Origin of the sequence: Terribacillus saccharophilus, assembly GCF_046592895.1 — a bacterium.
Taxonomy (GTDB): Bacteria; Bacillota; Bacilli; order Bacillales; family Amphibacillaceae; genus Terribacillus; species Terribacillus saccharophilus_D.
Genome location: NZ_JAWVPU010000001.1, coordinates 1,079,638 through 1,093,686 on the forward strand (window position 1 = coordinate 1,079,638; position 14,049 = coordinate 1,093,686).

13 protein-coding genes are annotated in these 14,049 nt (G+C 45.9%); 7 read left to right on the top strand and 6 right to left on the bottom strand.

Translation table 11 applies throughout. The features are described from left to right. The first annotated feature begins 38 nt into the window (after positions 1-38). Positions 39-1,190, top strand: a complete 1,152-nt coding sequence (locus SFC66_RS05205) for an FtsW/RodA/SpoVE family cell cycle protein (protein ID WP_411217628.1) — start codon at positions 39-41, stop codon at positions 1,188-1,190. A 62-nt stretch (positions 1,191-1,252) separates the two neighbouring features. Beyond that, positions 1,253-2,572 (top strand): MATE family efflux transporter, encoded by a 1,320-nt coding sequence (locus tag SFC66_RS05210; RefSeq protein ID WP_411217629.1) that lies wholly within the window; start codon positions 1,253-1,255, stop codon positions 2,570-2,572. A gap of 2 nt (positions 2,573-2,574) precedes the next feature. On the opposite strand, the gene SFC66_RS05215 is transcribed toward SFC66_RS05210, so the two are convergent. Beyond that, positions 2,575-3,831: a DNA polymerase IV gene (locus tag SFC66_RS05215; protein WP_411217630.1), complete on the bottom strand. Its 1,257-nt coding sequence runs from the start codon at positions 3,829-3,831 to the stop codon at positions 2,575-2,577. A 375-nt stretch (positions 3,832-4,206) separates the two neighbouring features. Further along, positions 4,207-5,535, bottom strand: a complete 1,329-nt coding sequence (locus SFC66_RS05220) for a 6-phospho-beta-glucosidase (RefSeq protein ID WP_411217631.1) — start codon at positions 5,533-5,535, stop codon at positions 4,207-4,209. A 179-nt stretch (positions 5,536-5,714) separates the two neighbouring features. Between SFC66_RS05220 and SFC66_RS05225 the strand changes: the two genes are divergently transcribed. Further along, positions 5,715-6,713 carry a LacI family DNA-binding transcriptional regulator gene (locus SFC66_RS05225; RefSeq protein ID WP_411217632.1) on the top strand — a complete coding sequence of 333 codons (999 nt, stop codon included), beginning with the start codon at positions 5,715-5,717 and terminating at the stop codon, positions 6,711-6,713. 64 nt (positions 6,714-6,777) lie between these two features. Continuing rightward, on the top strand, positions 6,778-7,251 hold the full coding sequence (locus SFC66_RS05230) for a WapI family immunity protein (RefSeq protein WP_411217633.1): 474 nt from the start codon (positions 6,778-6,780) through the stop codon (positions 7,249-7,251). 39 nt (positions 7,252-7,290) lie between these two features. On the opposite strand, the gene SFC66_RS05235 is transcribed toward SFC66_RS05230, so the two are convergent. After that, positions 7,291-7,743 (bottom strand): NUDIX hydrolase, encoded by a 453-nt coding sequence (locus SFC66_RS05235; protein ID WP_411217634.1) that lies wholly within the window; start codon positions 7,741-7,743, stop codon positions 7,291-7,293. Between the two features lie 113 nt (positions 7,744-7,856). Here SFC66_RS05235 and SFC66_RS05240 point away from each other — a divergent pair, with 113 nt between their 5' ends. Both SFC66_RS05240 and SFC66_RS05245 read left to right on the top strand, forming a co-directional pair. After that, positions 7,857-8,216 (top strand): Lin0512 family protein, encoded by a 360-nt coding sequence (locus tag SFC66_RS05240; protein WP_411217635.1) that lies wholly within the window; start codon positions 7,857-7,859, stop codon positions 8,214-8,216. A gap of 1 nt (position 8,217) precedes the next feature. Further along, entirely contained in the window at positions 8,218-8,679 is a 462-nt protein-coding gene (locus SFC66_RS05245) for an 8-oxo-dGTP diphosphatase (RefSeq protein ID WP_411217636.1), read from the top strand. Positions 8,680-8,697: 18 nt separating this feature from the next. On the opposite strand, the gene SFC66_RS05250 is transcribed toward SFC66_RS05245, so the two are convergent. Beyond that, positions 8,698-8,877, bottom strand: a complete 180-nt coding sequence (locus SFC66_RS05250) for a hypothetical protein (RefSeq protein ID WP_411217637.1) — start codon at positions 8,875-8,877, stop codon at positions 8,698-8,700. A gap of 436 nt (positions 8,878-9,313) precedes the next feature. On the opposite strand from SFC66_RS05250, the gene SFC66_RS05255 reads away from it, so the two are divergent. Continuing rightward, entirely contained in the window at positions 9,314-11,731 is a 2,418-nt protein-coding gene (locus SFC66_RS05255; protein ID WP_411217762.1) for an immune inhibitor A domain-containing protein, read from the top strand. Between the two features lie 23 nt (positions 11,732-11,754). Here the strand turns inward: SFC66_RS05255 and SFC66_RS05260 are convergent, their stop codons facing one another. Together SFC66_RS05260 and SFC66_RS05265 are read right to left on the bottom strand one after the other, a co-directional pair. Next, on the bottom strand, positions 11,755-13,182 hold the full coding sequence (locus tag SFC66_RS05260; protein ID WP_411217638.1) for a sensor histidine kinase: 1,428 nt from the start codon (positions 13,180-13,182) through the stop codon (positions 11,755-11,757). Further along, positions 13,179-13,856 carry a response regulator transcription factor gene (locus SFC66_RS05265; RefSeq protein ID WP_411217639.1) on the bottom strand — a complete coding sequence of 226 codons (678 nt, stop codon included), beginning with the start codon at positions 13,854-13,856 and terminating at the stop codon, positions 13,179-13,181. The genes SFC66_RS05260 and SFC66_RS05265 overlap by 4 nt, the downstream gene beginning before the upstream one ends. Between the last annotated feature and the right edge of the window lie 193 nt (positions 13,857-14,049).

Consider the following 14,049-nt stretch of genomic DNA (forward strand, 5'->3'; position numbering starts at 1 on the left):
AGAACGGTAATTCGCTTCTATCTGGAATGGTGATGTTTATGCAAAAGCTTCGGACATATATAGAGAAAGTTGATTATATCTATTTTTCCCTTATCGTACTGCTTGGCTTGGTCAGCTTAATAAGTTTATATCAAGTACAGCTGCTGCAAGGGGAATTCTTCGTTTTTCAGCAGATTGTTTGGTATGTAATCGGATTAGGCGGCTGTTTTGCAGTCTCTTATTTCATTGATCTGGATATTTTGAAGCGATTGTCACTTTTTGTCTATCTATTTTTCCTGGTATTGTTGGTCGGCATCCTGGTTGCGCCTGCAAATATATCAAAAGAAATCAACAATGCATACGGCTGGTACTCTATCGGCGGTTTTTCCTTTCAGCCTGCGGAATCGATGAAAATAGGGCTGATTCTTTATTTGGCCCAAGTGATCAGTAAAGGGACAGATGATTCTTCTTCCTTGAAAGGTGAAATGCTGCTTGTTGGAAAAATGACACTCATCACCTTGATCCCTGTCGCTGTTGTCATGCAATTCCCTGACTTTGGGAATGCGATGGTCTATTTTGCTATTTATGGCGCCATGCTGCTTGTCTCGCATGTTCGGATCAAGACGATTTTGCTCATTTTCTCCGTTCCTTTAACTGTCGTCCTTTCGTTGGCGATCACGTACTTCATCGCGACCGATTTCTTCCTGGACCATATTCTTGGCACGCTGCCAAGCTATCAGGCAAGCCGTTTTTACGGTTGGCTGCAGCCAGAGAAATATGCAATTTCCGGTTATCAGCTGAACCAGTCCATCATGGCGATAGGTTCTGGTAATGTGAGCGGCTATGATCACTTGCCGCATGTACCATATGCTTATTCAGACTTGGTTTTTGCAGTCATTGGCGGCGTCTTCGGCTTTGTCGGGGCAAGCATCGTCTTGATGCTTTACTTTATGCTCATCTACAAAATCGTCATGATTTCCCAGCGTTATCACGATTCTTTCGGTACCTTGATCGGAGCGGGGATTGCAGGTTTCCTGACATTCCAAATCTTCCAGAATGTCGGGATGAGTATCGGACTTATGCCTGTCACAGGACTTGGTTTGCCGCTTATCAGTTATGGAGGCAGTGCCCTCGTCATTACACTCGCATCCCTTGGGCTGATCCTTAATATGCGCGTGAATAGAATGACGTTCATGTTTGGAAGCAAATAGCGTTTACTTCTCTGCATAGGTACGGTATATTGTTCGTAATTACTACTATTTAAGGTGAGTGTATGCAGCATAAAAAATATTTAGCATTAGCCCTTCCGTTGACATTATCGACCATCACGACACCATTGCTCGGCGTTGTCGATACAGCGGTTGTCGGCCAGCTTTCCGATGCCTCGTATATCGGCGGGGTTGCAATCGGAACGATCATATTCAATACAATGTACTGGCTGTTCGGGTTCCTGCGGGTCAGCACCTCCGGATTTGCCGCTCAAGCATCCACGAGTCTGGATACTGATGAACATGTCATGGCATTATTGCGGCCTTTTCTTGTCGCTTTTGTCGTCGGTCTGTTATTTGTGCTCATCCAGCAGCCGATTTTGCACTATTCCCTTACCTTTCTTGGGGCAAGTGACGCCGTTAACGGCAGTGCTTCGACTTATTTTTCCATCCGGATTTGGGGTGCGCCATTTGCGCTTGCCAATTACGTCATACTCGGCTGGCTGATCGGCATGTCTTATATCAAAGCAACGCTGATCCTGCAAATCAGTACGAATGTGCTGAATATCATTCTTTGTATCCTGTCGGTTCATGTTTGGGATTGGGGAGTGGCAGGTGTCGGAGCTTCGACGCTTATTGCCGAAGTCTTCTCCTGTGTGTTCGGCATTGTGCTATTGCGAAAATATGCCGGAAACATTTGGCAGCATCCGTTTTTGCAAGTCATTCAGCGCGCACTCGACCCTAAACCGCTATGGCGCATGATGAAGGTCAACCGTGATTTGTTCATCCGGACAATATGCCTGCTCATTGTCTTTAACTTGTTTACGGCAAAAGGCGCTGCATTCGGGGAAGATGTGCTTGCAGCAAATGCCATCTTGATTCAAATTCATTATATGATGGCTTATTTCTTTGACGGTTTCGCTAATGCTTCCAGCATCCTCGCTGGCCGGGCTCTTGGCGAACGCAATGAGAAACTTTTCTCGCAGTCACTGCGGCTGTCTTTGCGATGGGGACTTGGTATCGGGGTGGCACTTGCACTCATCTTCCTGCTCGGACAGAAATGGATTTATCCTATGTTCTCCAACCAGCAGCATATCATCGAGCTGACTGCTGCTTATGCCAACTGGCTTGTTGTCTTTCCGATCCTGGCCAGTCTGGGGCTTGTTTATTATGGTGTGTTCACTGGCGTCACGGAGGTGCGCTTTGTCCGTAATTCCATGATTCTAGCTGTTTTGCTTTATTTAGCAGCTCTTTATACGCTGCAGCCGCTCGGCAATCATGGATTGTGGCTTTCGTTCCTGCTGTTCAGTCTGGGGCGATCCGTTTTCCTAATCATGTATGTACCGAAGCTGCGCCGCCTGTTCCGTCAGACGGCAGCAGCATAAGTTCAGGCTTGGTGACCTCCAATTTTCGTACTGCGTTCGATCGTCATACCAGCAGCGGTGTAGCTGCTGGCACGCAGTATGGCTGTTGTTCCGAAGCGCGCGCGAATCTGATCCATCGCCCGGCTCAGATCCTTTTGCTTGCTTTTATCCTCAAACAAGCTGAGCTGCGTTGCTTCTTCTTCATATAAATTGGTCAGGGAGACAGACACACGTCTGACTTCGTGGCCTTTTTGGTAATGCTCATGAAATAACTCCAAGCATAGCTTATACATATCTGTCGTCAAATTGGATGGGCTGGTGAATGAACGGGAGCGGCTGAAGCCGCCGCCATGCTGACTCGCATAGCCGACAGCAAGATGGACTGTATTGCCTTCTTTCCTATCCCGCCTTGCCCGTCTGCAAGCTTCCTCACACAGCTCCAGGATGATCGTCGGGATCTCTTCGCCCCGGTAATTGCGCAGCAAGGTAATGCCGTGTCCGTAGCTTTTTTGTTCCTGCTTGACGAAATCACCGAGCACCTCGCTCTCATCGATTCCCCATGCATGCCAATACAATTGCTCTCCCATCACCCCATATCGTTTTTTGAGATGATCGATGGATGTATGCGCCAGATGGCCAAGCGTGACGATGCCCATCCGGTTCAAGTTCCGCTGCATGCGTCGTCCAATCCCCCAGATATCCTGTATCGGAACAGGCCATAATAAACGCGGGACATCCTGATAACGGCAAACAGCAATTCCAGAGGACTGCTTCTTCGCATGGATATCCATCACAACCTTGGCAAGGAACTTATTGTCTCCGATCCCAATCGCCGCTGTGACGCCGAATTGCTCCAAAATATCCTGCTGCAGCTTGACTGCTGTCTCTTCCGCAGTTCCATGCAGCTGTTCTGTGCCATCAAGCGTCACCCAAAATTCATCAACTGAATACACATGAATCGCTTCCATCGGGACATACTCATGCACAAGCTCCGTAATCGCTACCGACACTTCCAAATAATCTTTCATATGTGCTTCTGCAATCACGATATCCGGATCCTCCGGCAGCTCGAAATACCGGCTCACATTGCTGACGCCATGCTTTTTCTTCAACATAGGACTTGCAGCGAGCACAATACTGCCTGGCCGTTTTGTATCCCCGACTACTGCAAGCATCGTGGTCATCGGATCCAAGCCGCGCTTGACGCATTCCACACTCGCATAAAAACTGCGCATATCCACACAAAGCACTTCATGCTGCTGAAATCCGCTGTAATCCATTTTCTCCACCTCCAGAGGGAACAAATGTTCTTACCTTAGATTACCCGATTTGAGGCAGTTATAGTAGCAGTAATTTTTGGATGGGGAGGAAAACAGATATATTTTTCGTTTGGCACCTGAACGTTTACCTAGTATTTGGTATTTAAACGATATATAGGATACAGATTGCAATTGAGATGATGGGCTATCAAAGGATGGCTGCGTTTATTTTACTTTGAAGCTGATTTATAAGCAGGTGATGGATGGAAGTATGGATTGGTTTTATCCGGCAGTCATAATAAGTCAGATAGGTGCTATCTATTCGGAGAAAAAAGAGAAGCAAGAATCACATTAAGAGGAAAAAATGACCCGCACCTTCATGGCACGGGTCATTGATTATGCTTCTACCTTTTTAAAGAACTGTGGCAAATGCTCTTTATGTGCTTCCAGTAAATCATCCACTAAATGCTTCGCAATCTCATCGGAAGGTACAAGCGGGTTGATTGTCATCGCAAGCAATGCTGTATTGTAGTCACCTGTTACAGCTGCTTCTGCACCGACACGCTCGAATGATTTGATTTGCTGCACAAGTCCGCGTACTGGAACCGGCAGGTCACCGATACCGATTGGTTTTGGACCATCTTTTGTGATGACACAGTTGATTTCGATGGCGGAATCATTCGGGATGCTCTGGATGGCACCATTATTGATTGTGTTCACTGTCTGAATATCACGTTTGTCATTGTAGATGGAGTTGATCAGGCTGCAGGCTGCATCACTGTAGTATGCACCGCCGCGCTTGGACAGCTGCTCAGGCTTTTCAGCAAGATTCGGATCTTTGTAAAGCTCGAACAAATCACGCTCCACGCCTTGTACGACCTCGGCACGTGTCCCTTCGTTATCTGCTTCCTCAAGCTCCGCTTCAAGCATTTGCGATGTTTTGTAATAGTAACGGTGGTATGGACATGGGATTGCTTTCAAACCTTTGATGAAGCTCGGTTCCCAGTCAAGACCTTTGATATTTCTCATCGTCATTTCTTTTTTATCAGCACTTGTCATTTTGTCGAGAACGGTTTCCGTCACATTTACTCCATCCAGATATACGTTCAAGCCGAATACCATATGATTCAAGCCTGCAAAGTCGATGTGCACACGGTCTCCGTCAGCTTCAAGCAGCTCAGCCACTTGCATTTTCATCATGATCGGCACATTGCATAGGCCGACGACATTTTTGATATTGGAGTAGCGAAGCACAGCTTCTGTCACCATGCCAGCTGGGTTTGTGAAGTTAACGAGCCATGCATTCGGGCAGAGCTCTTCCATGTCCTTACATATATCCAGGATGACTGGAATGGTGCGCAAACCTTTGAACAATCCGCCTGGTCCATTCGTTTCCTGTCCGATTACATTATATTTCAAAGGGATTCTTTCGTCTTTTGCTCGTGCATCCAATAGCCCGACACGGAATTGTGTGGTAACAAAGTCTGCATCTTTCAATGCTTCCCGGCGATCCAGTGTCAAATGGACATCGATCGGCAAGCCTGCTTTTTCCACCATACGTTTTGCCATATTTCCTACAATCTCAAGCTTTTCTTTTCCTGCTTCTACATCCACAAGCCAAAGCTCTGTGATCGGCAATTCATCATAGCGTTTGATGAACCCTTCCACGATTTCCGGAGTGTAGCTGGAGCCGCCGCCGATTGTAACGATCTTCAATTTTCCCATGATTAAAGCCTCCTATATGGTTACGTTTTGGATCTACAACCATAGCTTAAATGCTGGAATGCATCCCAGGTCAAGCAGAAATTCGTAAGGAATTTGTAAACAAATTGTCCAAAGCTTACAAAACGCTGATTTTCCGCTAAAATAAAGGTAAGAAAGCGATTTCCAAAGAGGTGATGTACATGAGTAATATCAAACAGATCGCACAGATGGCTGGCGTTTCCCGCAGCACTGTTTCACGTGTCCTCAATCACCACCCCCATGTGCACGAAGATACCCGGCGAAAAGTCCAAGCAGTCATCGACAAGCTCGACTATATTCAAAACAGCAACGCCGTGCATCTGAAAAAAGGTCGGACCAATACTATCGGCGTCGTTTCCCCGAGCATCAGCCATTATTTCATGCAAATCGTCCAAGGTATCGCCGAAGCAGGCTCTTCCTGCCATTACCAAACCTTACTTTATCAAACGAATGAAAAGCCGGACCAAGAGCTGCAGGCGTTGGAGATGCTGCGCCAAAAGCGCCTTGATGCCCTGATCATACTGCGTTGCGGATTGGGCTGGGAAAAGGTTGCATCTTATACAAAATACGGACCAATCCTGACATGCGAGCCATTGCAGCATCCAAAAATCCAATCGATTTATATGAATCATTATGAAGGATTCCAACTCGGGCTGGAGCATCTGATCGAAAAAGGCTATCGCCGCATTGCCTGTACAATCGGAAGAGCGGAAAGCCGCAACAGCCTGGAGCGGAAAAAAGCATTTGAAGATATATTGCAAACACATAACCTGCCCGTCCATCCAGAATGGATCTTGGATGAAACATTCGTAGTGGATGATGGGCGGACGGCCCTGCGGAAGCTTCTAAGTGGCAAGGGAATGCCTGATGCTGTCATACATGCCAGCGATTACGTGGCAGCCGGCATGGCAGCCGAAGCACGTGCGCATGGAATCAGCATCCCCGAGGAGCTTGGGTTGGTCGGCTTTGAATCCGATCAAAGCGATATAGCTGGCCTCATGGAACTGACGCATGTCCGCAACCCGCTAAAACAGATGGGAGCTGAGGCATTCCGTCGCGTGTATGCAGAGCTGACAAAGGCACCGTATACAGCAACTGACCTTTCCTTTTCCCTGAGAGAGCGTGAGTCTACGGCAAGAAGTGTCACGCAGAAAATTTGAGGTTCCATTTATAATCGTCTCAAACATCAGGATTGTGTGATGAGGAATGAAAGGGGCTTGAAAAATGGTTTCTCAAGAAGTTCGATACTTTGATAAATATCCATATTCAGAGCTAAAATCCCAGGATGAACGATCCTGCTTCAAAATTTGTTCGTATCAATATGCTTATCCAGATGCCGAAAATGAATATGATGCGGATTGGCATAAAAATTATCTTTATGTCACCCTTCCTTCATTCCAGGCCGAAATTGACGATATTATGCTCGAAGGAAGATATCTGGAATGCTATTTGGATGAATTAAATCAGTTTCTATCACTGAAAAAGAGGAAGGTTATGTTTGAGCCTACCGAACCTTTCTTCAGTCTTGGGTTTTCATTTAATAGAATCAAGAAAGTCGAAGTGAGTGGTTTTGTCCAATACCCTGTTGGCAATGGCAGCCAGCTGGAATTCGAGTTTGAAACCGATCTGGCTTATATAGAGAGATTTGCAGAAGGATTACAAAAGATACTGCAACAATTTCCTGTTAAAGATCAATAATTGCGAGCTTGGATCTAGAGAGAAAGAATAGCAAGACAGCTATCTCTTCTCTCTAAAGGCCTCTACCATCCGCCGGTGGCTGCCGACCATCTTCTCCGGCATTCCATCAAGAGGGAAGAAGGCAAGCTCCGTGGTTTCAGCTTCATCAAATATCATGTTGCCGTGATAATGACTTGTCTGGTATAAAATTGTCACATTATAAAATTCATCCCCATTGGCAGCTATGGCGAAATTATCCTCACCGGAATAGACATCCACCAGCTGCAGTCCCTCCACGGTCAGTCCTGTTTCTTCAAGGACTTCCCTGGCAGCGGTCTGTTCTGCTGATTCGCCCAATTCCATCAGGCCGCCCGGCAAGCCCCATGTTTCAGGCGGATGAACCCGTTTTTGCAAAAGGACATGCTGCTTTTCGTCCAGCAAGAGACACAACGACCCCACTAAGATAACAGGCTGATGACCGACGTACTTTCGAAGGTTTTCTACATAACTCACGAACATATCCCCTTTCTTTCAATCAGTTTACCAAATCTTACAACTAGCTGATAGAATTCTTTAATCCTTATATGATACAGTGGATATAATCAGAAAAAATCAGGAGTGATCATATGGAAAAAATCATGTTCATCCAAACTGGCTTCGGCGTCGACGTCCACGGTCAGGATGTTACGAAAGCAGCCGTGCGTGCAGTGGTCAATGCCATTCATACCAATTCCATGCCCGGTATTGCAAGTGTCCTGCCAGAAAACGATTTGCATAATATGAAAGTGAATGTCCGCTTGGCTGTCCCTGCTGATAAGGACAAGCTAGATATCGAGCAGGTAAAAGCACGTATTCCATACGGAACCGTAACAGTGGAAGTGGTAGATGGCGGGATGCTGACAACCAGTGCGATCTATTTGGAGGAGAAACAGGATAAGAACGATATGATGTATATTGTGAATGCTTCCGTTGAGACAGGCTACTGATATGATCGAGCATAAGGTTTATAATATGGTGATGGTGCATGATGGGGATCATGTGCTTTTGCTGGACAGACAGCACGATGACTTCAGCGGGTTCATCCCGCCAGGAGGAAAGGTTGACTTTCCGGAAAGCCTCACAGCCAGTGCCATTCGTGAAGTAAAAGAAGAAACAGGACTGGATGTTTGGGATTTGAAGTATAAAGGCGTGCAGCATTACGCAGATGTGACACGGAATATTCGCTACTTCATATTTTATTATGTTACGCATTCCTTCTCCGGCACCCTGCTGACAGCTTCCAGGGAAGGAAATCCATCGTGGTTTCATAAATCCGAGACTGTCGAGCTGCCGATGCAGGATGTAGTTCGAACTGTTTTTCCTTTATTCTTTCAAGAAGGCACATTTGAACTGCATATGAAAGAAGATTCCGTAACCTCTGTTTATGAAGAAGAAATTCTGTATACATAAATAAAAAAGGAAGCAAGGTCAGCTTCCTTTTTCCTTCAGTAAATACAGCATCGCAAAACAAAATGCACCGAAAAGAGCTCCAATAAGTGGATATAAATAAAGTAGTTCTGGAATAAAAACAAATTGCGCTATTACTTGTAAGGTAAACAACTGAAGAAATGCGATAATGCACATGATGACACCAAGTTTCATCCACATAATGCTCCTCCTTCGCCAATTAAATATACACTTATTTACAATTAATGTATATAAGTGTCAATGAACTTTCAAAAATCCAAAATCATAGCTAGGTACTTTCACTCATTTTTCTTCGGTTTGTCATATTTTCCAGTCTGCCTTACTTTCCCAACTTCCCCTTCTCTTTTACAAGTTTCTATTCGTTTATATAATTTTCCACACCTTAGTTTCCCAACTCTTCTTCCATTCATGTCGGATTATGTGAATATATCTCCCATAAACCGCATCAAATCAAGGCCTACAGAATTTCTCTTCCTTCAAAAGTACCATTGTAAATCTAGCAGTCTAGTAGCTATACTACCCTTTAAGGAAAACTTTACCTACATACGCCTTCTGTTTTCCGACTATTTAAACTATTATTACAGGGAGAGTGACTTGCTTGAAGAAGAACAAATGGATGGCTTCTGCAATGGCAGCTGTTATCGGATTCAGCACTTTTACATTATCATTCGCGCCAGCGCAGGAAGCCCAAGCCGAAGCAGCTGCTGGGGAAACACCTGCTGTAACGTACACGCCTAAGGCTCCTCAAAATGGCGGTCCTTTTGACAGTGCCATTGCCAATCAAGATAAATTAATTGAATTGCTAAAAGAAGAAGGCAAGATCAGCAAGGATGCTACGGAAGCTGAAGCGCAGGAAGCATTGAATGCCTATCTCAAAGATAGAGAAGAAAAGAGCGCAGAAGCAGCCAAGCAACCTTTACCCGAGGAACTTGAAGAAGCTGCAATCGATGAAAATGTCGTAAGCGACACCGACAAACAAAACGGTAACGCTGATAACGCAGCTAGTGCATCCAAGAAAGACAAAGATAAAGGCAAGGGAAAAGGCAAAGATAAGAAAAAAGACAAGAAAGTCGATAACGTGAAGGAAGAAGCGTATGACGGTGAAGTGCGCGAAGACAAAGTGCTCGTACTTGCCATCGACTTCCCTGATTACCAAAACAGCTCCATCACACCGGAAGAAACGGATATGTGGTATGAAGATTACACACATGATCATTTCCAGAACATGATTTTCGGTGAGAAAGGTTATGCTGGTCCGGACGGTCAGAATTTCACTTCCATGAAACAGTATTATGAAAATCAATCCGGCGGCAGTTATACCGTTGACGGAGAAATTGCCGGATGGTATACAGCCGATCATCCTGCTGCTTATTATGGCGCCAACGATCCTGCTCCGGATGGCAGTGATACAGCTGCAAGGGAATTGGTGTATGAAGCATTGACGAAAGCTGGACAAGATCCCAATGTCGATTTGAGTGAATATGATCAATGGGATCGCGATGACTATGATGGCGACGGCGTCTACCATGAGCCAGATGGCATCATCGATCACTTGATGGTCATCCATGCAGGTGTCGGTGAGGAAGCTGGCGGCGGAAGCCTCGGTGCTGATGCCATTTGGTCTCACCGCTGGAATCTTGGCGGACTTGTGGCAGTACCTGGTGGTAACTCAGCGAGTGACCGTTTCGACGGACAGCTTGCTGCTTATGACTATACAATGGAACCGGAAGACGGCGCTATGGGCGTATTCGCGCATGAATACGGACATGACCTAGGATTGCCGGATGAATACGATACAAACTATACCGGCCAAGGAGAAGCTGTGGCTTATTGGTCGATCATGGCTAGCGGCAGCTGGGCTGGAGATGTTCCGGGAACCGAGCCAAGCGGGTTCAGTGCCTATGCCAAGGAGTATTTGCAAAATGCTCACGGCGGTAACTGGCTGAGCGGTACGACGATCGAAGCAGAGGATCTGGATGACGACGGCATCGAGCTCTTATTGGATGAAGCCGTCACAAAGGGTACGAATAACGATGTGATTCGAGTGAATTTGCCAGATAAAGAAACTGAAGTCACAAAGCCTGCAAGCGGCACTTATGCCTACTTCAGCGGTAAAGGCAATGAGGTCGATAACAGCATGACTGCAACTGTCGACCTGACAAACGCTTCTGCAGCTGAGCTGACATTCAAAACTTGGTATGATATCGAGCAAGACTGGGATTATGCATCTGTCAAAGTGAATGGAGAAACCATTCCTGGTTCCATCACGACAACGGAGAATCCAAATGAACAAAATCCAGGTGATGGTATCACCGGAACCTCTGATGGCTGGGTCGATGCTACCTTCGATTTGAGTGCTTATGCCGGTCAGGAAATCGAGCTTTCCTTGAACTATTGGACGGATGTGGCTGTGAATAACGCTGGATTCTATGTGGATGACATTCAAGTCACAGCCGACGGCAGCTCTGTCCTTTCAGATGATGCCGAAAACGACAGTGCTTTTGAGCTTACTGGTTTCGCTAAAGATAAAGGAGTATCCCTTTCCGAGCATTATTATCTGCTGGAATGGCGCACACATAATGGCGTCGATGTCGGCCTTGACCATATCCGCCGCGGTGATAGCCTGATGAGTTACAACACAGGAATGCTAGTCTGGTACGTCGATAATTCTTATGATAATAACTGGACCGGAACACATCCTGGCGAGGGCTTCCTAGGTGTAGTGGACGCTGATCAGAAGGCGCTGTACTGGAGCGATAAGTCAGTTGCTTCCACTCGCTATCAGATCCACGACGCTGCCTTCAGCAAAGATAAGTCTGAGAAGATGTTCCTCGACTATCGCACAACGAATGGCTTGACGCTGAAAGATAACCATACGAAGAGCTATGATGAGTTCGAGGATGATAATAATTATTTGAACAAAGCACTTCCTGACGCTGGTCGTAAAGTTCCGGAGTTCGGAATCGAGTTTGAAGTGAAAGCAGACAGCAAGGATGGTTCAGTCGGTAAGATTGAAATCTCCCGCGAAGATTGATAGACAAGAAGGAACCCATGCAATTATGGGTTCCTTCTTTTTTTAGGGAGTGATACTTGGAATACAGTACCTCTGCCTTTTTCACTATGCACTTCTATCGTTCCACGATGCGCCTTGACGATAGCATGACTGATGGAAAGACCAAGACCGGCACCCCCTTGCAAACGAGCGCGCGAACTATCACTTCGATAGAATCGGTCAAACACATATGGAAGATGTGCACTCGAAATACCTGATCCATTATCTTTCACTGTGATTTCAGCTGTATGTTCCCCTTCATCAAGAATCACATCAATCTCTCCATATTCAGAATCTGTGTGCTGTACTGCATTATAAAATAGATTCAACAACACTTGTTTCAATTTATCTTTATTCACTGCTACTATCAACTGCTTCTTTACCGAGAAATTCAATCTTCTGCTGCCGGCAAGCATATCAAAATGCGGCTTCATTTCCGCAAGGATTGGACTTACTTCCATTTCTTGCAGTTGCATATCCTCAGCTTGATTCAGCTTGGTGAGTAAAAGCAAATCCTCTACCAGTTTTTTGAGCCGCTTCGATTCCTTGAGCATGCTTTCAAGAGCCGGATAAAGCTGTTCAGGCTTATCTGCCACCCCTCGCAGCAGCACCTCCAAAAAGCCGTGAATGGAAGTGAGCGGCGTTCGGAGCTCGTGAGACGCATCCGCAATGAACTGCTGCATTTGTTCTTTTGCATCCCGTTCGGACTGGAATGAGCTATCGATTCTTTCTATCATCTGATTGAAAGCAACAGTCAGCCGTTTGATTTCGATTTGCTCGGATTCCTCTTCCATCTTCTCAGATAGATTTTCAGCACTAGTCCGCTCGACCCTTCGGATGATCCGGTGCAGCGGATCGAGCGCTTTTTTGATCACACGTGTGTAAAGCAGGATGCCGGCAGACAGAGCCACAATTGCTAACAAGATAAATACTTGCAGCTGGCCTTTGATGACATCATTGATGGATGCTGTCTCTGTACCTGCCTGCAAATAACCGTTTATATCCCCGAATCGACGATCAGCGACAATGACAACAAGCTGTTCTTTTCCATCTTCATCCTCCATCACGACATATCTGGTTGATTTATCGTCACGAGCATTCATAAACTTGCTCAGTTCTCCTTGCTCCAAGCGAGGACTGGAGAGCCCATTCTCCTTTGATAAATCCGTATAATTCCCGGAAGTATCGATTCGGGCCAGCGAACGATCGAAAAGAAATGGCTGATGTCTGTCATCGTTTTGCTCCAGCAATGCCGGTGGAAGCGAATGCAGCTGTGACTGCATCGCATCTGCCTCATTCTGGTATAGGAAGTCTTTCATCAGGAAATATTGCAAGACGCCGACAACCGTCAGGATGATGGCAAGAATAAGACAAGATAAGGCGACAATTTGCTTTTTTAATGTTCTTGGTTTTAGTTTGTATTTTCGCTTCATCTGACATCCAGGCGATAGCCTGCTCCCCTGATAGTACGGATCAGCTTGCGCTCCTTATCGTGAAGCTTGTCCCGCAAGGAACGAATATACACTTCCACGATATTTTCTTCTCCGCCAAATGCATATCCCCATACTTTATCGAGGATAAGTGCTTTGCTCAGGACAATGCCTTGGTTCATTGCAAGGTATTTGAGCAGCTCATATTCTGTCGGGGAAAGCTGCAGCAGCTCTTCCTCCAAATAGATTTCCTTGCGGCGGTCATCGATCCGCAGAGGACCTGCTATAAGTGAATCGCCCAGTTCCGGAAATTGATTTCGGATCCGTGCTTGCATTCTAGCCAATAGTTCTTCAAAACTGAACGGTTTGACAAGATAATCATCCGCCCCGCCATTCAATCCTTTGATACGATCATCCACCTGATCCCGCGCTGTCAGCATAATAATAGAAAGTTTCCGGCCCTTCTTTTTCAGCATCCGGCACACCTCGAAGCCATCCATGCCTGGCATCATGACATCTAATATAACGATATGAGGATCGAACTGATCTGCTTTGGCAATGGCCTGCATACCGTCAGCAGCGCTCTCGACGATATAGCCTTCATTTTGTAATCCAAGCATCAGGAACTGTGTGATTGTCTGTTCATCATCAACGACCAATACTTTTATCTTTTCCATCTTGTCATCCATTCTTCTTTTTTCTTTATTATGGAACAACTAGCTGAAAACCAGCTGAAGATTCCCGATTTTTTCACTTTCAGCAAATCTTCAGCTAGCTTTCAAGTACACTTCAGCACGCGGCTTCATACTAGCAATTAGCCAAAGCGGGTGTGGCTCAGAAGCATTATAGCATGCCCGGAAATAGTAAAGG